The 18722-nt window shown below is 71.8% G+C and carries 13 protein-coding genes; 4 read left to right on the top strand and 9 right to left on the bottom strand.

The window, feature by feature from the left end; all coding sequences use genetic code 11:
• The first annotated feature begins 172 nt into the window (after positions 1-172).
• Positions 173-664 (top strand): VOC family protein, encoded by a 492-nt coding sequence (locus tag IEZ13_RS06900; RefSeq protein WP_183217923.1) that lies wholly within the window; start codon positions 173-175, stop codon positions 662-664.
• Positions 665-675: 11 nt separating this feature from the next.
• On the opposite strand, the gene IEZ13_RS06895 is transcribed toward IEZ13_RS06900, so the two are convergent.
• The gene (locus IEZ13_RS06895) at positions 676-1110 is read right to left on the bottom strand and encodes an aromatic ring-opening dioxygenase LigA (protein WP_183217922.1); all 435 of its coding nucleotides are present in this window, start codon (positions 1108-1110) and stop codon (positions 676-678) included.
• Positions 1111-1171: 61 nt separating this feature from the next.
• The gene (locus IEZ13_RS06890; protein WP_183217920.1) at positions 1172-2092 is read right to left on the bottom strand and encodes a dioxygenase family protein; all 921 of its coding nucleotides are present in this window, start codon (positions 2090-2092) and stop codon (positions 1172-1174) included.
• A gap of 185 nt (positions 2093-2277) precedes the next feature.
• On the opposite strand from IEZ13_RS06890, the gene IEZ13_RS06885 reads away from it, so the two are divergent.
• Positions 2278-2922: an SAM-dependent methyltransferase gene (locus IEZ13_RS06885; RefSeq protein ID WP_229794503.1), complete on the top strand. Its 645-nt coding sequence runs from the start codon at positions 2278-2280 to the stop codon at positions 2920-2922.
• A gap of 82 nt (positions 2923-3004) precedes the next feature.
• On the opposite strand, the gene IEZ13_RS06880 is transcribed toward IEZ13_RS06885, so the two are convergent.
• From IEZ13_RS06880 to IEZ13_RS06865, 4 genes are all read right to left on the bottom strand, one after another.
• On the bottom strand, positions 3005-3859 hold the full coding sequence (locus IEZ13_RS06880; protein ID WP_183217918.1) for a hypothetical protein: 855 nt from the start codon (positions 3857-3859) through the stop codon (positions 3005-3007).
• A 124-nt stretch (positions 3860-3983) separates the two neighbouring features.
• On the bottom strand, positions 3984-4820 hold the full coding sequence (locus IEZ13_RS06875; RefSeq protein ID WP_221245154.1) for a hypothetical protein: 837 nt from the start codon (positions 4818-4820) through the stop codon (positions 3984-3986).
• Between the two features lie 507 nt (positions 4821-5327).
• Positions 5328-6188, bottom strand: a complete 861-nt coding sequence (locus tag IEZ13_RS06870; RefSeq protein WP_183217915.1) for a hypothetical protein — start codon at positions 6186-6188, stop codon at positions 5328-5330.
• 310 nt (positions 6189-6498) lie between these two features.
• Positions 6499-6945 carry a nitroreductase/quinone reductase family protein gene (locus IEZ13_RS06865; protein WP_183217914.1) on the bottom strand — a complete coding sequence of 149 codons (447 nt, stop codon included), beginning with the start codon at positions 6943-6945 and terminating at the stop codon, positions 6499-6501.
• A 51-nt stretch (positions 6946-6996) separates the two neighbouring features.
• On the opposite strand from IEZ13_RS06865, the gene IEZ13_RS06860 reads away from it, so the two are divergent.
• On the top strand, positions 6997-7515 hold the full coding sequence (locus IEZ13_RS06860; RefSeq protein ID WP_183217913.1) for a MarR family winged helix-turn-helix transcriptional regulator: 519 nt from the start codon (positions 6997-6999) through the stop codon (positions 7513-7515).
• Between the two features lie 109 nt (positions 7516-7624).
• On the opposite strand, the gene IEZ13_RS06855 is transcribed toward IEZ13_RS06860, so the two are convergent.
• The gene (locus IEZ13_RS06855; RefSeq protein WP_229794502.1) at positions 7625-9217 is read right to left on the bottom strand and encodes an amidohydrolase; all 1593 of its coding nucleotides are present in this window, start codon (positions 9215-9217) and stop codon (positions 7625-7627) included.
• A 299-nt stretch (positions 9218-9516) separates the two neighbouring features.
• Between IEZ13_RS06855 and IEZ13_RS06850 the strand changes: the two genes are divergently transcribed.
• Entirely contained in the window at positions 9517-13104 is a 3588-nt protein-coding gene (locus IEZ13_RS06850) for an SCO7613 C-terminal domain-containing membrane protein (RefSeq protein WP_183217912.1), read from the top strand.
• A 133-nt stretch (positions 13105-13237) separates the two neighbouring features.
• Here IEZ13_RS06850 and IEZ13_RS06845 read toward each other — a convergent pair whose 3' ends face one another.
• Positions 13238-17410, bottom strand: coding sequence for a bifunctional nitrate reductase/sulfite reductase flavoprotein subunit alpha (locus tag IEZ13_RS06845; RefSeq protein ID WP_229794501.1), 4173 nt, complete (start codon positions 17408-17410; stop codon positions 13238-13240).
• A gap of 193 nt (positions 17411-17603) precedes the next feature.
• Entirely contained in the window at positions 17604-18668 is a 1065-nt protein-coding gene (pgfA, locus tag IEZ13_RS06840) for a cell envelope lipid trafficking protein PgfA (RefSeq protein ID WP_183217909.1), read from the bottom strand.
• Between the last annotated feature and the right edge of the window lie 54 nt (positions 18669-18722).

Here is an 18722-nt window from a genome sequence, read left to right as displayed (position 1 = left end):
ACACCGGAACCCCGCAAAGACGAACAGGGTCGAACACATTCATCCACCGCCGTGGATTATCTGTCAAGAGTCCGAACCGTTTCCGGAACCGCCGCGGTGATAATTTCACGAAGACTGCCCAATGTCGGCCATCCGCCGGTCGGCACGGCCCTGAGCAGCGCAAGATCCAGGAATGACCGACCTCGCCGCCCTCGAAGCCGCCCGCCACCGCATCCGCGACGAGCATCTGCGGCTCACCGCCGAACGGCCACCCTCCACCGCCCGCGGCCTGCACCACACCGCCCTGATCAGCGGCGACGTGGAGCGAACCGTCCGCTTCTACCAGGATCTGCTCGGTTTCCCGTTGACCGAGCTGATCGAGAACCGGGACTACCCCGGCTCGTCACACTTCTTCTTCGACATCGGCAACAGCAACCTGCTGGCCTTCTTCGACCTGCCCGGCCTCGACCTGGGCCCCTACGCCGAAGTGCTGGGCGGCCTGCACCACATGGCCATCTCGGTGGCCCGGGACCGCTGGACCGAGCTGATCCAGCGGCTCACCGACGCGGGTGTCGAGCACACCGTGCACAGCGGCGTCTCGGTCTACTTCCGCGACCCGGACGGCGCCCGCATCGAGCTGATCGCCGACCCGCTGGGCCAGATGTACGGCACGAAGATCCTCTGACCCCGCACCGGTCACGGGGCCGGCGCCCGGGCGACGCGGCGCAGCGAGATGCCGGTCAGGGTGAAGAGGATGCCGATGCCGGCCGCGAGCGCCGCCACCCCGAACGCCACCACCGAGGTGAAGAGCGAGGCCTGGAGGAAGGAGGCCGTCATCACCGACTCGCGGCGCGGATCGTCGCGGGGCAGTTCGGCGTAGGTCTTGCCGTCCGCCATCTCGGAGGCGTGCTCGGCGATGACGTCGGCCTCCGCGTACGCCTCCCATGGCTGGTCGACGTGCTCGCCGGCGAAGTTGTCGGCATCCTCGGACACCGTGATGTGCTGATCCGACAGGGTGGTGCTGACCACCACGTACGTGGCCACGCCGGCGACGAGGAGAACACCGCCGCCGATGGCCAGCAGAAGACCGATGAGGGAGACCACGCCTCCGGGGCGCTCTGAGCGTGCCATGGGCCCACCCTGCCGAAGACGTCCTGTTCGGTCGTCACCCCGGAGGGATGAGACGGATCGATCAGGCGGGCGGCGGACCGCTCGGCGGAGTGCCACCACCGGGAGGCGCACCGCCACCGGGAGGCGCGCCCCCACCGGCGGGAGTCGTGGTGGTGTCCACCCCGACGGTCAGCGCCACGGTGTACCCACCGCTCACGTCACCGGTGACGGTCCCGAGCTGCTCGGCGCCCGCGTCGTCACCGAAGACGTTGTCGGTCTCCAGGGTGAGCTGGGCCAGGTTGGTGACCGAGGCCTCGTACCCCTTCTCCTGGTAGACCGTGTCGCAGTGCTCTTTCGGGATGGCTACCTGGGACGTCGCGATGGCCTTGGTGCTGTCGGTGATGCCGGCCTGGTCCGGGTAGACCTCGAAGTGGACGTGCGGCCACCGCCCGGTGTAGCAGGCCGGGAAGATGCTGGTGAACGTCACCTTCCCGGAGTCGTCGGCGATCTGCACGCCCCGCAGGTAGTTCTCCTCGGTGACCCCTTCGGAGTACATCGAGTAGAGGCCGGCCCGGTCGCAGTGCCAGACGTAGACCGCCACCCCGGCGAAGGCCGCCCCGCCGTTGGCGAGGTCCTGGATGGTCAGCTCCAGCGTCATCGGCACGCCCTCGGCCGTACCCTTCGCGTCGCCGAAGCTGGACCGGATGTCGCTGCGGACGATGCCGCTCTGCTCCAGCACGTCCGGCCCGTTCGAGCCGTCACCCGGATAGGGTCCCGCCGTCTCGTCCGGGATCTCCGACGAGTCGACGGTGGCCGCGGACGTGGATTGCGGCGCCGCGGAGGTCGTGGAGGTGCAGGCGGCCACGCCGAGAGTGAGCGCGCCGACACCGAAGGCCCGCAGGAGCTTCCGCCGGCCCATCAGGGTGCCCATGTCGAAGCCGAGGCCCTGGTCGAACACCTCCTCCTCGGGATGGGGTAGGGGGCGCCCTTGATAGGTCGTCATCTGTCCTCCGATATGCCGCTCGGTGGGGTTTGCCCCGCCATGCAAACACCGGAGTCTTTGAATGCCCTGTGGCTCGCTGTCAGCCCGGCATGAACATTGCCGTCGTGTTAACGGGGTCCCGGATGGATCTCCTGCGATAGGGTCGGCGCGATCGCCCCGCATCGATACGGAACGGAGGACATCCGGTGACCGAGCTACCGGCCCGCGAGAACCGGGCGTTCCTCCAGCGTGCGGTGCGTTTCCTGGCCGAAGAGGCGCGGGTCGACCAGTTCCTCGACATCGGCGCCGGCCTGCCCACCGCCGGCAACACCCACGAGATCGCACAGCGCCGGGTGCCGTACGCCCGGGTCGTCTACGTCGACAACGACCCGAAGGTCGGCGTGCACGCCCGTAGGCTGCTGACCGGCACCGCGACCTACATCGAGGAGGACCTGCGCAACCCGGGCGCCATCCTCGACCACCCGCTGCTCAAGGAGACCCTCGACCTGAACCGGCCGGTCGGGCTGATCCTCATCGCCGTACTGCACCTCCTGCCCGACCACGCGCGGGCCCGGGAGATCGTCCGCGAACTGCTCGCCGCGCTCCCGTCCGGCAGCTACCTGGCCGCCACCAACATCACCCTCGACCACGGCGTTCCCGGCGAGCCGACCACTGTGCCGGGCGGCGGCAGGGCGCGCAGCCGGGCCGAGTTCGCCGAGTTCTTCACCGGGCTGGGCCTGATCGGCCCGGGCATCGTGCCGGTCTCCGAATGGCTCCCCGAGGTCCCGGCGCACCAGCGGCCCGCACCCGAACAGGTCGCTGTCTACGGGGCGGTCGGCCGCAAACCCTGATCGCCCAGGCCACGGCGGTAACGCACCTCGGCCAGCGAAAAACCGAACGAGTCGTCGAGGGTCGCCTGCCGGATCGTCATGGTCAGTTGTGATACCGCTGGGCCTCCCTCACCCGTTGACGCCACGCGGCACGGACCGCGTCCAATTCGGACCGGTGCCGCTTCTCCCAGTCGTCCAGGTGCTCGCCGACGATCCGGACGGCGATGTCGTAGGCCGGGCGCCGGCAGTCGGCATCGGCGGCGTGAATCGCGGCGATCTCGGCGACCGCCTGATCCCAGCCAGGGTTCGGGGGCGGATCCAGGCGGGGCGCGAAGAGGAGATCGGTGCGCTCGCCGGGCACGTCGTACCCGTACCTCTGCTTCATGCATTTCGGATAGTGCCGCATGCCGTCGCGCACGCCCGGATCCCGGCTCACGATCGTCACCAGCTCGGCGAAGCCGCTCAGCTGGTCGACGGCCGGATGCGGCGGCTCGGGATCCTGGTAATCGCGGTTGCCGAACCGCTCCCGGCAACCGTCCAGGCCGGGCGCCGGCGGGGTGGCGTAGTCGTAGAGGCCGGACTCCCACACCCGGGCGGCGGCCTGTTCGTTCAGCACCTGGATCCGGCCACGGTCGGTCAGCGAGTCGAAGACCGTGCCGTAGCCGGTGCCGAAACCCAGTTCGGCGTCGGTGAAATCCCGGTAGAAATCCACATAAGGGTGGCGCTGGTAGGGCTTACCGAGATCCCGCATGCAGGCCTCGATGCCGCCCTCCACCCGGTGATAGTTGACCAGCAGGTGCGCCCGGCGCTCCACCACGTTCCCGGAGATCTCCAGCGTCAGCCGGTCGAGCCGGGCCGCTACGCCCGCGGAGTCGACGGCCTCGGCACCCGCCGCGGGCGACACCGTTCCGGCCAGGACCATGGCCCAGATCAACGCCGCGACGATCCGACGTCCCATATCGGTCCAACGAGGGGATGCAGGAACGGTTACGGCAAAAATCGATGCGATCGTACGGATCTGCCGAGTGACGGTGGCCTGGGCGCCGCCCATTCGCCCGGGCCACCGTCACGGCTCTCGAGGGTCAGCGACCCCGGGTCGTGGTGGCCTCCTTGCCGGCGGCACCCTGCTCAGCGGCGCCCTCCTCAGCGGCGCCCTCCTCAGCGGCGCCCTCCTCGGCGGCACCCTCGTCAGCGGCAGCGCCCTCATCCGCAGCGCCCTCGTCGGCGGCGCCGGCGCCCGCGGCGGCTACCGCCTTGGCGTCGGCGAGCGCCAGGCAGGACTGGAGCAGAGCCTGCTGAGCGGAGGTCACGGCGACCGCGGCGGCATCCTGTCCACCGGCCTGCTCACCAGCGGCACCCTCCTCAGCGGCGCCTTCCTCAGCGGCGCCTTCCTCGGCGGCACCCTCCTGAGCGGCGCCCTCCTCGGCTGCGCCCTTCCCCGCCTTTCCGGCCTTCCCCGCCTTCCCGGCCTTTCCAGCGGCCTTGAGCACCTTGAGGTACTTCTTGGCGAGGGCGCGGTTCTCGGCCTTCGCGGCGGCCGGGTCCTCGGCGGCCTCCGCCGCCTCCTCGGCACCGGCCTCACCGGCGGCCGCGGCCACATCGGCGGCGAACGTGTCGCACGCCGCCTCGAGCGCGACAGCCGAATCCGCGGCCGCCTCCCCGGGAGCCTGCGCCTCCACCGGGGCCAGCGGCTCGCCGTCACAGATCACGTCGCCCGCGTTGACCTGAAGCTCCGCACATTGCGAGATGTCGAACTGCTGACCGTCGACACTCACCAGATCGGCGGCCTTCGCCTCGGTGCCGGCCGACGCCAGTTGCATTCCGGTCACCCCGCTGACCACCAACACTCCCGCGACCACCACCGCGCCGATCGTCTTCCGCCGACTGCCCGGGTTCCGTCGGTACGAGCGCGCCCTCATAATCACTCCTCGTCGTTGGACATCGATGTCATCGGTTGGGGGGCCATACGGGATCCGGCGGCCGGACGGTTCAACGCAAACTTCGCGGACCCCTCCCGCAGGACCGTCAAAGTCCCGATGTCATCGCTGCTCAGCGACCATGTGTGCCACGCCTGGAAAATATTCTCGACGAGGCACGAACCGTCCTCCGATCGATGCTCACGCTGCGTTCACAACGGAGCCCCATGAAGACCGGCTACGCAGAGTAATCCATGTTGGGCAATCGTTCTCGCGCGCTATGGTGGTCGCGACGGAGATCCCCGGACCGGGGCCCGGTCGAGCACGACGAGCACCCGGGCCGGTTTCGCGGTGCCTCCATACCGGTGCCCGTGCCGGGTGACGGACTGTGCCGGATCGCGGTCGAGGGCTACGACGGCGACGAGAAGGGTGAGCACCCCCGGGCCGCGCGGCACGAGGGTACCCACCACTAGTCGAATCGGATGGACAGTTCTGATTCAGCGCCCGTTATCAGGGGTTTCGACCCGGCTCGGTGCGGTCCATGAGGTAGGGACCGGCCGGCTCCACATCCTCGATCTTCTGCACGGCCGCCCTGGCGATCTTCTTGAGATCCCGCTCGCGCGGCTCCTCCAAACCGACCAGACCCACGGTCACCGACAGGTCGTCCTGCGCGACGACGACCAACTTGCCGTACAGGTTCATCTCGAAGTCGGCGTCGGTGACCCGGAGAACCATGGAGAGGCCGACCGACTCGTCACCGAGGCGCGGCTTCCACCTCAGCGGTGACATGCTGAGCTTGACGCCCTCCTGCTCGATCGTCGGACACTCCTCGAGCACATCGATCGTGTCGCTGACCATGTCGACGGCGACCTCCTGGCCGGTGTCGGCCAGCAGCTCCAGGGCGAACAGGCCCTTCTTCTCGTTGACGAAGACAGCGGCGGCGCTCTCGCCCTGCTCCCCCTTCGCCGGCTCATGCGCCTTCATCGGCTCGCGCATGTCCGCCGGCTCATGGCCCTTCACCGGCTCACGCATGTCCACCGGCTCATGGCCCTTCACCGGCTCACGCATATCCACCGGCTCATGCCCCTTCATCGGGTCGCGCATGTTCGCCGGATCGGCGTACGGCCGCTGGTCCGGCATGTCCGCCATCGACGCGACGCCCGGCGCGGAGCAGACATCCCGGTCCACGTCGTATCCGGCGATCACCTCACGGAAGATCTCGTCGGCGTCCGGCAGTTCCTGGCCCGTGTACCCCCTCGGCAGGTCCTTCTCGGTGAGCAGCAATTCCTCGAGATCCGAGCCCATCGCGACGGTCGGCCCCGCCGCGGCCGGGGCGGCCTGGACGGTGGCGACCGACAGGCCGAGACCCATGGAAAGCGCGACAATGGTTGAGAACTTCTTCAATACCCCCATTGCATGAATTTTCCTCTACCCCTCACGTCAGCGGGCGGCTTTCGCCGACCGCAGGCCACCGGCGACTCCGAGAACACCGAACAGCCCAGGGCCGAATACCAGACGATCCCGAGACGACAGACGGCTTTCGCCGACCGCGGACCACCGACGACTCGGAAGGCACCGGGCAACCCGGCCCGCGCGCCAGGCGATCCCGACCTCGGCAGGCAGCTTCCGCCCATCACAGACCACTGGCGACTCCGGAAACACCGAACAGCGGAGCCGAGGATCAGGTGATCTCGAAGACGGCGACCCGGTCAGCGGCGGCCTCGAACTCGGCCGGGGCACCGCTGCGGACCAGGCCGAGCCTGATGAAGAAGGGCACACCGCCCGGGACCTCGACGGGGAACGCACGCATCACGGCGCGCCGTTCGCCCGGGTCGTCGATCTCGGTCAGGGTGACCGTGGCCCGGCGGTGGCCGGTGGACAGTTCGCCGCGCCCGGCGGCCCGGACGTTGCGGGCCCAGTCGCTGTGCGGCAGGCCGGCGACGACGAAGCGGCGGCCGCCGACGGTGAGCGGGGAGACCGGGGTGGAGCGGGGCTCGCCGGTGGTGCGGCCGGGAACGGTGAGCACGTGGATGGTGCCGAGTCGCAGGCCGAGCCGGTTGAGGGCGCGCACCACCAGGTTGGCGAACGGCAGCCAGCGCGGCAACCGCAGTGCCTCGGTCGGGGCCATGGCAAATCCTTTCGACGATCGAAGCTTTTCCTCCAAGGTATATTCCTTCGAGTGTCGAAGCAATCGCCCGTGACCGGCCGCTGGGGCTCGTTTCCCCCGGCCGCCCCGCAGGATTCCGGCCCACGGCAGGCGGCCGCGGATGCCGCCGCCGCTTTCGGGGCGGCCGCCGACGAGGTCGACGACGCGGCCGCCGCGGCGCTCCACGTGAACCGCACCGACCTACGGATCATCGGCCTGATCGGAGCCGCCGGCGCGATGACCGCCGGCACGCTGGCCGAGGCCGCCCACCTCAGCCCGGCCGCCACCACGGCAGCCATCCAGCGCTTGGTGGCGGCCGGCCACCTGCGCCGCGACACCGATCCGGCCGACCGGCGCCGGGCCGTCGTGACGGTCACCCCGGCCACCGCCGAGGCGGTCGGGCGCATCTACGGGCCGATCGCCGAGGCCGGACACCGGCTGCTCACCGGCTATTCGGACGCCGACCTCGAGCTGATCACCGGCTTCCTGGAGGCCGGCCGCCGCATGCAGGTCGACCAGGCCGACCGAATCCGCACCCACCCGGCACGGTGAGAGGACCCGGCGAGGCCAACCATCGCGCACAGATCGACCACGAGGACCGAATGCGCACCCACCCGGCACGGTGCGAAGACCCGGCGAGGCCGAGGAGGGCCGGGGCGATCTACTGTGGCCGGTGGGCGACCGTCCCGTCGACGACGGTGAGGTGTACCGGCGACTCGGCGAACTCGTCCGGGTCCGCGGTGAGCGGGTCCAGTCCGAAGACCGTGAGGTCGGCCCGTTGCCCGGGAACCAGCCGCCCGGACCGGCCGGCCGCCGCGGCCGCCTCGGTGGTGTAACCCTCCAGGGCCATCTCGGCGGTGAGGGCCTGTTCCGGCAGGATCGGCTCGACGTCGGCGCGACCGGCCGGGCGCCGCAGCCGGGCCGCCGCGATGATGGCCCGCGGGTCGAACGGGGCGATCGGCCAGTCCGAGCCGAGTGTCAGGCGGGCGCCCTGATCGCGCAGGTCACGGGCCCGGAAGGCACGGTCGGCACGGCGTTTGCCGAGCCGGGTGGACCAGTTGTCACTGTGGTCGGCGCGGGTGTAGTGGGTGCAGTGGATGGGCTGCATGCCGGCGGTCACGTCGAGTTCGGCGAACCGTCCGATCAGCTCGGACGGCATCGTCTCCAGGTGCTCGATCCGGTGCGGCGCCCGGGTTCGCGGCAGGCCGGCGTAGGTGTCCAGCACGTACCGGATCCCGGCGTCGCCGATGGCGTGGGTGACAATCGGGACGCCGTGGCCGGCGAGCCGACGGGCGGCCGCGGCGTACTCGGCGGGGTCGGGCCAGAGGCAGGCGGTGGACTCGCCGTGGGTGTCCGGCTCGTCGAGCCAGGCGGTGCCGCCGTCGATGGTGCCGTCGATCATGAACTTGGCGCCCTCGACCCGCCAGCGCCGCCCGCTCAGGCGCTGCCGGGCGATCACGTCGTCCAGCCCGCCGGCGCCGGCGCCGGGCATCACGAACGGCGCACACCGCCACCGTACCGGCAGGTCGCCCTCGTCCTCCAAGGCCCGGAAGAGCTCCAGGGAGTCCTCTTCGAAGTCCATGGCGTCGGCCGCGGTCAACCCGGTGGCAGCCATCCGGTCGAGCAGGTCGCGCAGCCGCTCCCGGCGGGCGGCCGGGTCGTCCGCCGGCAGGATCCGGCGGACCAGGCTGAACGCGTCGAGTTCGAGCAGGTGGCCGGTGGGCCGGCCGTCGGCGCCGCAGACCACGCCGGCGCCGGACGGGAACTCCCGCGGTCCGGTGATCCCGGCCAGTTCCAGCGCGCGCGGGCTGACCAGCGCCGAGTGCCCGTCGAAGAGCAGCAGGAACACGGGCACGTCCGGACCGGCGGCCTCGACCAGCGGGGCGTGTGTGATCGGCGCGCCCTCGAAGGCGTTCGGGTCCAGGCCCCAACCCTCGATCCATCCGCCGGGCGCCACGGCGGCGGCTTTCAGCGCCGCTTTCAAACCATCGAGGGTACGGACGCCGGACAGGTCCACGCCCCGGGTGAGGCTGATGCCCATGACCGGGTGGAAGTGCCCGTCCACCAGGCCGGGAGTGATGGTGGCCGGGCCCAGGTCGATGATCTCGGTGCCGGGGCCGCACCAGTCGCGCACGTCGGCACGGTCGCCGAGTGCGACGATCACGCCGTCGGCCACGGCGATCGCGGTCGGCGCCGCGGATCCGGCCATGGTGTGGATCCGGTCGGCCATCAGGATCAGGTCGGCGGCGCTCACTCTGGGCCTCCTCGGTGGTGCGACGGTTCTCGTCTTCTACTACCGGCGTGATGGGGGCAGGGTTCAGCCGGCGCACGGCTGGGCGCCGCTCACCCCGTACGCCGAAAAGTTTTTGATCTTGAAAAAGGCACCCGCCACCAGGAAGAATGGGGCGCGGGCCGGTTGTCACCGAACGTATCCGAGAGCGACGGTCCAGGTAAGCGCCTACCGGGTGACCACCCGATCGCGCCGCCTCCCAGCCCGGATTTGCATCGATGCGCGAAGCTGTCCTTCCCACTCCAGATGAACCGGGATACGCCTTGACCACCACCTATCCGTGCCCGCACTGCGGCGCCCCCGCCTCCCTCGACGGTGGATGCCCCGCCTGCGGCGCCGGCCCCGATCCGGACGCCGCCGAGGTCATCCGAATAGACGGCGAGCTCGGCGGCCTCCAGCGCGAGCTGCAGGCGGCCCGCACCCTGGTGGCCGACATCGACCGGCGGATCCAGGACGCCCGCGGCCGTCGCTCCCAACTCGCCGCACGGGTGGTCGCCCGGCGGGCTCCCGTGGTGACGACGCCGCCGCCCTCGTTCACGCCGCCGCAACCCGCCGAGCCGCGTCTGAGCACACTCACCGTGCAGAACGTGCTCTTCACCCTCGGCGGTCTGCTGCTGGTCGTCGCGGCGGCCGTCTTCACGGCGGTCGCCTGGGCGCAGGTCGGCGTCACCGGGCGGGCCCTGCTGCTCGCCGGGGCCACCGTGGCGATCCTGGCGGTGCCCCCGTTCGCGGTCCGGCGCGGCCTCACGTCCGCCGCCGAGACGCTCGCGGCCGTCGGCCTGCTCATGATCCTTCTCGACGGCTACGCGGCCTGGGCGGTCGACTTCCTCGGGGTGCATGATCTTCAACCCACCGCGTACGCCGCCGCGGTCCTCGCCGTGACCGCCCTCGTGTCGCTCGGCTACTCGTGGCCGACCCGCCTGCACGGGCCCCGGATCGCCGCGCTGCTGCTCGCCCAGCCGGTCCTCCCGCTGCTCGCCGCCGCCGCGGAGGCCGACCTCGCCGGATGGTCGCTGGCGTTCACCGGCACCCTGGTGCTCGACGTCGCCGTGCTGCGGATCCGGCCGTCCCGGTTCGCCACCGACATGGTCGGCGCGCTGGCCCACGTCTGTGGCGCCCTCGCCGCCGTGGCCGCCGGGGTCGTCGCCCTCACCCACCTGGTCGTCCAGGACGCCCCAGCCGACGTCGCCGTGGCCGGGGTCGTGCTGGTGCTGCCCACGCTGGCGTTGCTCGGCTGGGCCGTCCTGGCCCGCATCCCGCTGGCCCAGGCGATCACCGCCGGACTGGCGCTGGTCGCCGTCGGGGTCGCCGCCACCGGGTGGGCGTGGTCCATGCCCGGCACCGGCTGGCCGGTCACCGAGCTGGCCGTCGTCACACTGCTCCTCGCGGCCGTCGCGGCGCTGCTCAAGCCCCGCCTCCCGGTCGTCGCCGGCCGCGGCCCCTGGGTGGGCGCGCTCGTCGCCGGCGGTCCGGCGGCCGTGACGGTCCTGCTCGGCGCCGCGAGCGGGGCGGTACGCAGCATGGCCGCGGCCACGCCGGTGTTCGCCGCGCCGTGGGACCGAGCGGTCACCGGGCCGGGCCGGGACATGCTCGTGGCGCTGGTGGTGACCGCGGTGGCGTACGCCCTGCTCGTCCCCCGCCGCACCCACCCCGACCTGGCCCTCACCACCCTGTTCGGAGCCGCCCTGCTGGCGCCGCCGGTGTTCGGCCTGACCTGGTGGGCGGCCGCCGTCGCCGGGATGGCCGTGGCCGCCGTGGCGCTGGTTCTCGCGGCCCGCTCGCGAACCCTCCAGGACGCCGTCTACCGCGTCGCCGTGTGCGTCTTCGCGGCCCTGCACGCGATCCTCACCGGCCTCGGCCAGGCCGGGGCCGAAGCCGCGGTGTGCGGCGCGATCGCCCTTCTCGGCCTGGGCACGGCTGTGGCCCTGCGCAACGCCCCGCGCTCCGCCGACGTGGGGGCCGGTTCCGTCACGGCGGGCCTGCTCGCCGCCCCGCCGGCCGTGTGGCTGGCCCTGTACGCGGGCGACGTGCCGGTCACCGCCCGGGTGCGAGTGTCGCTCGCCGTCGCGGTGCTGCTCTGCCTGGCCGCCCACGCGGTGGCCCGGCGGCTGCCCGGCTACGGCCCGAACGCCCTCGGGGTCGCCCTGCTCGCCGCCGCCACGGCACCGTTCTGGTCGCTGCCCGGCACCGACCCGTCCGCCCTGTACGCGGCCGCCGGCCTGCTGCTCGTCGTCGCCCTCCTGCCGCTGCCCGCGGCCCGTTCCGGTGCGGGCGCCGTCGCCGCGCTGCTTCCGGCCGGGGCGCTGCTCGTCCTGATCGCCCCGGACCTCGCGGTGATCGTCCTGGAGCCGTGGACCGCCCTCGACGACGGCGTCTGGTCCGGAGTCCTACCGCGGCAGTCACCGGTCGCCTGGTCCTCGGTCGCGGCCCTCGCGGGGGCCACGCTCGCGGCGGCGCTCACCGGCCTCCTGCTGGCCCGTTTCCGGCCCCCGGCCCGCCTCACCCCCGCCACCACCAGCCCCACCGCGTCCGCCCCTCCCGCAATCGGGGGCTCCACGAACGGGTCCACCCCTCCCGCAAACGAGGGCTCCACGACCGGGTCCGCCCCGGGCATACCGGGTGAAACCGACTCCGGTGCGGCCACGGCGGACATCGGCAGCAAGGCGTCGGCCGAGGACGCCGCCGGCGCGACACGGACCGTGGGCGGCGGTTCGCCGGTCGTGGTGGCCGTCTGGGCGGCGGCACCGCTGGTGGCGCTGCTGGTGCCGCTGATCTTGGCGGCGGCCGGAGCCGCCTGGCCGGCCGTGCCGATCGCCGCGCTGATCACCGGTCTGGCCGGGATGCTGGCGGTGGCGTTCGCGCCGGTCCGGCACAGGGCGAGCGACCTGCTCACCATCCTGTTCGGAGTCCTCGTGGCCGCCGGGCTGGCCGGGTCCACGGCGGGCCACGGGGCCACGATCGCGGCGTTCACGCTGGTGGCCGCGGCGTCGACGGTGGCCGGACTACTCGGTCGGCGGCCGGTCGAACGGCTCACCGGCTGGGCCGCGGGGCCGATCTCGCTGACCGTCGTCGCGTACACCATCGCGGTCGCCGCCGATCTCGAACCCGCCGGACCACCGCTGTTCGTGCTGGCCGCCGCGGCACTGACCGTGGCGCTCGAGGCGGTCCTGGCGTCCCGCCGCCCGGCCGAGGCGATCGCGCCGTTCGTCGTCGGGCACGCCTCGGCGGTGGTCGCTCTCACGCTCACGGAGAGCCTGGGCTGGGCCGCGCTGATCTGCAAGCTGTGGGCGCTGGCCCTCACCGTCCGCGCCATGCGGCCGGGCGAGACCCGGCGGACCAGGTTCCGGTACGCCCTGGCGGCCGGTTCGGTGGCCCTGCTCGGCTGGTGGCTGCTGCTGTCCTCGCGGGACGTCGAGACGGTCGAGATCTACACCCTCCCGGCGGCGGTCCTGGCCGTGATCGCGGGATGGTTCGCCCGCCGCTACCGGTCCGGCCTCTCCTCCTGGACCGCCTACGGCTCGGCTCTGGGCGCCGCCATCCTGCCGTCCCTCTACGTCGTCGCCGCGAGCGACGCCGACGATCCGCAGTACCTGCGCCGCCTGCTGCTCGGCGCCGGCGCCCTGCTGATCCTGCTGGCCGGCGCCCGGGCCCGCCTCCAGGCCCCGGTGCTGATCGGCGGCGGAACCCTGCTGCTGGTCGCCCTGCACGAGCTGATCCAGGTCTGGGATCTGGTGCCACGGTGGGTGCCGCTGGCCGTCGGCGGCCTGCTCCTGGTCGGCATCGCCACCACGATGGAACAGCGCCGCCGCGACCTGGCCCGCCTCCGCGACGCCATCACCCGCATGACGTAACCCCGGCCGGCCCGCGCACACCTAGCGGTTTCCGTGGTCGCCCGCCCGCGTCATGGCGGCAGGCCGGGCACACGGACGGCGCGACGTGAGCGCCCGCCGGGCCGGACAGGGCGGGCTGCATCGACCAGCAGGGTCAGTAGACGTCGCGGACGTAGCGCTTGTCGGTGGCGAGCTGCTTCACGTAGGCGGTCGCGGCCTCCTCGGTGAGGCGGCCGTGGTGGACGGCGATGTCGTGGAGCGCGCGGTCGACGTCGCGGGCCATCCGGCTCGCGTCGCCGCAGACGTAGAAGTGGGCGCCCGCCTGGAGCCACGCCCAGAGCTGGGCGCCCTTCTCGCGCATCCGGTCCTGGACGTACACCTTGGTCCGCTGGTCGCGGGAGAACGCCGTGTCGAGGCGGCTCAGGATGCCGTCGGCGCGGAGTTCCTCCAGTTCGGCGGCGTAGTAGAAGTCGGTGCCGCTGCGCTGTTCGCCGAAGAACAGCCAGTTGCCGCCGGGGGCGCCGGTGATCTGCCGCTCCTCGAGGAAGCCGAGGAACGGGGCGACACCGGTGCCCGGCCCGACCATGATCATCGGGGTGTTCGGGTCAGTGGGCGGACGGAAGTGCGGCGCCCGCTGCGCGAAGACCGGGACCTCGGCGCCGACGGCGGCGTCGGCCAGGTGGGTGGAGCAGACACCCTTGCGGGACCGGCCACGATGGTTGTCGAAGCGGACCACCGAGACGGTGAGGCTGACCCGGCCGGGATCGGTGAGCGGGGTCGAGCTGATCGAGTAGTGCCGGGGTTGCAGCCTCTTGAGGACTCCGGCCCACTCCTGGGCGCTCGCCTCGACCGGGTGCTCGGCGAGCACGTCGACGGCCTGGCGGCCCCAGGTCCACTTCGCCAGTTCGCCCTTGTTGTCGGGGCGCAGCAGGGTCTTGAGGTGGCCGGCGCCGCTGCGTTCGGCGACGAAGCGGATCAGGTCGTTGGTGACCCGGGTGATGTCGAGGTGCCGGCCGAGGGCCTCGCCGAGCGGCCGGGTGCCGATCCGGTCCAGCTCGACCGGGGCGTCGGCGGAGAGGCCGGTGACGTCGAGCCATTCCTCGACGAGTTCGGGGCAGTTGACCGGCCACACGCCGAGCGCGTCCCCGGCCTGGTAGTCGAGCAGTCCCCCGGTGTCGAAGGTGAACCGTCGCACCTCCTTGGCCGACCCGGGCAGGCTGAGCAGCCGGTTGCCGACGAGCGCGGCGGTGAGCGGCGCGGCCTTGGTAGCCACCGGCCCGGCGACCGGCGAGCCTTCGGTGCCGGGCGCGGAAACAGGGCCGGTGGCGAAAACGGGGCCCGGCGCGGAAACAGGGCCCGGCGCGGAATAGGCAATAGGGGTGGCGGCCGCGGCCGTCGCGGCGATCGTGGCCTGAGCGGTCCGCACGGCCGGCGCCGGCCCCACCGCGGCGGGAGCGGGCGTGGTCAGTGCGGTCAGGACCGAGTCGAGCCAGCCGTCGGCGGTCTCCTCGAAGTCGGGTTCGCAGTCGGCACGCGGCGTCAGCCGCACCGCGCCCAGCTCGGCCAGCCGCTCGTCGAGCCGCCGCCCGTGGCCGCAGAAGTCGTCGTAGTTGGAGTCTCCGAAGGCGAGGACCGCGTACCGTTGCCCGTCCAGCCGGGGCGCGCCGTCGCCGGTGAGCGAGTCCCAGAACGTGGTCCCGTTGTCGGGCGCGTCGCCGTCGCCGAAGGTGCTGGTCACGACGAGCAGGTCGGCTCCGGGATCGAGCAGGTCGGCGGCGGGCCCGTCCATGCCGAGGACGGTCACCTCCCGGCCGGTTCCGGCGAGGCGTTCGGCGACGGTCCGGGCGAAGTCCTCGGCGTTGCCGGTCTGCGAGGCCCACAGCACCTGGAGGCGGTCCGCCGCCGGCTCCGCGGCGGGATACAAACCCGGCGATGGTACGGGTGAGAGCACTCCGGCGAGCAGTCCGTTGACCCACATGGCGGTGGCGTGGTCGAACGGCGCACCGGCGGGCAGCACCGCCGGCCCGGGCCGGCTGGAGGCCCCGGCCAGGAATCCGGCGAGGTAGCGCCGCTGGTCCTCGGTCAGCGCCGGCGGCACCGTGTCGATGCCGAGCGCCTGCCCGAGCCCGCCGGACAGGGCCCCACCGAGGACGGTCGAGCCCGGAGCTGGGAGGACGGAGGCCGCGGTGGGGGCGGAGGCGACCCGGGTGAGGGACACCGCGCACACCTTCAGCTCCGGCTGGAAGGAGATCGGGTCGACGGCGTCGCTGGTCACCGCGTTGACGCTGACGTATTCGCCGAAGAGGTCGTTCCAGTGCATCGGGGCGAAGCAACTGCCGGGCAGCACCCGGTCGGTGACCACGGCGGGCAGGACGGCCCGGCCGCGCCGGGAGGCGATCTCGACGAGGTCGCCGGCCGCGATCTCGAACCATTCGGCGTCCACCGGGTTGATCTCCAGGAACGGCGCCGGGTTGAGCCGGTTCAGTTTGGCGATCTTGCCGGTCTTGGTCATGGTGTGCCACTGGTGCTGGAGGCGGCCGGTGTTGAGCACGAACGGGTAGTCGTCGTCGGGCATCTCGGCCGGATCGACGTGCGGCCGGGCGTGGAAGACCGCTTTCCCACTGGGCGTGGCGAACCGCAGGCCACCGTCGGCGGTGCGGTACCGGATCGGGTTGCGGGCGGGGCCGCCGGGCGCCGCCGGCCACTGGACCGGTCCCTCGCCGAGGCGCGCGTAGGTCACCCCGCTCAGGTCGTACCCGGTCTGGGGGTTCTTGAAGGTCTTGATCTCCTCGAGGATCTCCTCGGCGCTCGCGTAGGTGAAGGCACTCGCGTAACCCATCTCGGCCGCGACGCGGGCGATGATCCGCCAGTCGGGCAGGGCCTCGCCGGGCGCCGGGACGACCGGGTGGACCAGGGTGAGGTTGCGCTCGGAGTTGATCATGATACCGTCCGCCTCGGACCACATGGCGGCGGGCAGGGCGATGTCGGCGTACGCGTTGGTCTCGGTCTCGGCGAAGGCGTCCTGGGTGATCACCAGCTCGGCGGCCTCCAGGCCGGCGATGACCGTCCGCCGGTTGCCGACCGAGGCGACCGGGTTGGTGCAGATCACCCAGCAGGCCTTGATCTTCCCGGCCGCCATCTGCTCGAACATGTCGACGGTGCCCCGGCCGACCTCGGTACGCAGTGTCCCGGCCGGCACGCCCCACACCGTCTCGGTGAACTCGCGGTCGGCGGGCACCAGCACCGACCGCTGACCTGGCAGCCCGGGGCCCATGTAGCCCATCTCGCGGCCGCCCATCGCGTTCGGCTGGCCGGTGAGCGAGAACGGGCCGCTGCCGGTACGGCAGATCGCGCCGGTCGCCAGATGCAGGTTGACCAGCGCGTTGGTGTTCCAGGTGCCGTGGGTGCTCTGGTTGAGGCCCATGGTCCAGAGGCTGACCCAGTTCCCGGCCGCGCCGATCCACTCGGCGGCGGTCCGGATGTCGGCCTCCGGGATGCCGGTCAGCTCAGCGACCCGGTTCGGGGTGTAGTCGGCCAGGAACGAGGGCATCGCCTCCCAGCCCTCGGTGTTCGCCGCGATGAAGTCCGCGTCGACGTGCCCGTTCTCCGACAACAGATGCAGCAGGCCGTTGAGCAGCGCGAGGTCGGCGCCGGGCCGGATCTGGAGGAAGAGGCCGGCCTTCTCGGCGGTGGTGGTGCGCCGCGGGTCGACGACGATCAGCTTCGCGCCGGCCTTGACCCGCTCCATCATCCGCAGGAAGAGGATCGGGTGGCAGTCGGCCATGTTGGAGCCGATCACCAGGAAGACGTCGGCGTGGTCCAGGTCGTCGTAGGACCCGGGCGGCCCGTCCGCGCCCAGCGACAGCTTGTAGCCGGTGCCCGCGCTGGCCATGCACAACCGCGAGTTGGACTCGATGTTGTTGGTCCCGATGTAGCCCTTGACCAGCTTGTTCGCCAGGTACTGCGCCTCCAGGGTCATCTGGCCGGAGACGTACATGGCGAAGGCGTCCGGCCCGTGCTCGTCGATGATCGCGCGCAGCCGGCGCGCGGTCTCGCTGATCGCGTCGTCGGCGCTCATCGGCGCGGGCGCGGCGCCCCGGTCGGCGCGGATCAGCGCGGTGTCCAGCCGGCCGCCCGCGGCGAGCAGGTCGGCGCTGGTCGAACCCTTGGTGCACAGCCGGCCCGCGTTGGCCGGGTGGTCCCGGTCCCCGCTCGCCTTGATCACCCGCAACGGACCGTCATCCTGGCGCGCGACGTCGAGCACCATCCCACAGCCGACGCCGCAATACCCGCACACGGTTCGTACCCTGGTGACATCGGCAGCCACAGGCACCCCTTTCGGTTCGCCCCAAAAGTAGAAACCCCCGGTTTCCGCCTGGTCACTTGAAAGCGCATCCAGCATTACCCGCACGTCACAGTCGTCCGGGAAGCGGTTGTGAGTGGCCGCCGCCACAGAAGCGGACGAGCCGTATCTCGGGCTGAAAGGCCCGGGATACGGCTCGTTCGTCGTACGGGTGGTGTCAGCTCTTCTCAGCGGAAGCGGTCGCCTCCGCCTCGTCGCCGGCCTCGTCGCCCGACTTGGCGGCGTGCCGCGGCGCGCCGGACCACTGGGCCGGGACGCCGTTGGCGGCGGCCGACTTCGGGCCACGGAGCATCAGCAGGGCACCGAGCACGGCCAGGATGAGGCCGAGCACGCCCAGGCCGATCGGGCCCCAGACGCCCACCAGGTTGAGCTTGGACTGGTTCGCCTTGGCGGTGTCGGCGGACTTCGTCACGGTGGCGTCGGAGTAGACGAAGGTCGCGTCCAGCAGCACCTTGGAGCTGCCGTCGTTGCCGAGCAGCGTCTTCTTCTGCTGCTCCTGGACCTTGATGTACGCACCGGTGACCGGGTCGACCCACACGGTACGGACGTTGCCGTACTGCACGGAGCCGGAGGTCGCGGTCGGCAGCAGCTGGCCCAGCAGGAGCTGAACGCGGTCGGCCGGGAGAACCTGGGTCTCGTTCTCCAGCGTCTGGGTGAACTGGTAGGTCTCGACGCCCTGGATGGTCTCGGTCTTGACGAACTTGGCCGGCTTCGCGGTCAGGATGTCCCGGTCGAAGATGTCGTACGTCTTCTGCTCGGTCCCGAACGGGAACTTGTAGATCTGGCCCTTGTAGTCGACGGCCTCACGCTGACCGCCGGTGTCCAGCCACTGGCCGTCCCACTTCACGGCCGCGCCGGTCTCGCGGTCCACCGCGAGCGAGGTGCTGTACGCGCTGACCAGCTCGCCCTCGCTGTTCTCGACCTGCTGGCCGGCGACCCACACCAGGGCGGTGCCGTCCAGGTCGCCGGTGAGCTTGGCGGTCTCGTCCGAGTCGGGCTGCACGGTGACGGTCGAACGCAGATCGCCGGTCTCGATGGTGGCCTTGCCGTCAGCGATCTGCATGTACGTCGCGTTCGGCGCCTCGGCGATCGACTGGGTCATCTCCATGTCGTACGGCAGCTGCTTGACGGTCGGTGCCACGACGAAGGCGAGGCCGCCGGCGAACACCAACGCCAAGACGCCGAAACCGAACAGCACGGTGCCGATGACGCGGGACTTCATATGTCCTCCACGAGGTGGAAACGGAATAGCGGCAGGAATGATGTATGCCGAGCT

Source organism: Actinoplanes campanulatus (genome assembly GCF_014647795.1).
GTDB lineage: Bacteria > Actinomycetota > Actinomycetes > Mycobacteriales > Micromonosporaceae > Actinoplanes > Actinoplanes campanulatus.
Note: the sequence above shows the minus strand (reverse complement) of the source record. Positions and strands in the feature narration are given on the sequence as shown.

Coding starts and splice junctions, on each gene's coding strand:
- IEZ13_RS06900 (WP_183217923.1), top strand. CDS start 173: ATGACCGACCTCGCCGCCCTCGAAGCCGCCCGCCACCGCATCCGCGAC.
- IEZ13_RS06895 (WP_183217922.1), bottom strand. CDS start 1,110: ATGGCACGCTCAGAGCGCCCCGGAGGCGTGGTCTCCCTCATCGGTCTT.
- IEZ13_RS06890 (WP_183217920.1), bottom strand. CDS start 2,092: ATGACGACCTATCAAGGGCGCCCCCTACCCCATCCCGAGGAGGAGGTG.
- IEZ13_RS06880 (WP_183217918.1), bottom strand. CDS start 3,859: ATGGGACGTCGGATCGTCGCGGCGTTGATCTGGGCCATGGTCCTGGCC.
- IEZ13_RS06875 (WP_221245154.1), bottom strand. CDS start 4,820: ATGAGGGCGCGCTCGTACCGACGGAACCCGGGCAGTCGGCGGAAGACG.
- IEZ13_RS06870 (WP_183217915.1), bottom strand. CDS start 6,188: ATGGGTCTCGGCCTGTCGGTCGCCACCGTCCAGGCCGCCCCGGCCGCG.
- IEZ13_RS06865 (WP_183217914.1), bottom strand. CDS start 6,945: ATGGCCCCGACCGAGGCACTGCGGTTGCCGCGCTGGCTGCCGTTCGCC.
- pgfA (WP_183217909.1), bottom strand. CDS start 18,668: ATGAAGTCCCGCGTCATCGGCACCGTGCTGTTCGGTTTCGGCGTCTTG.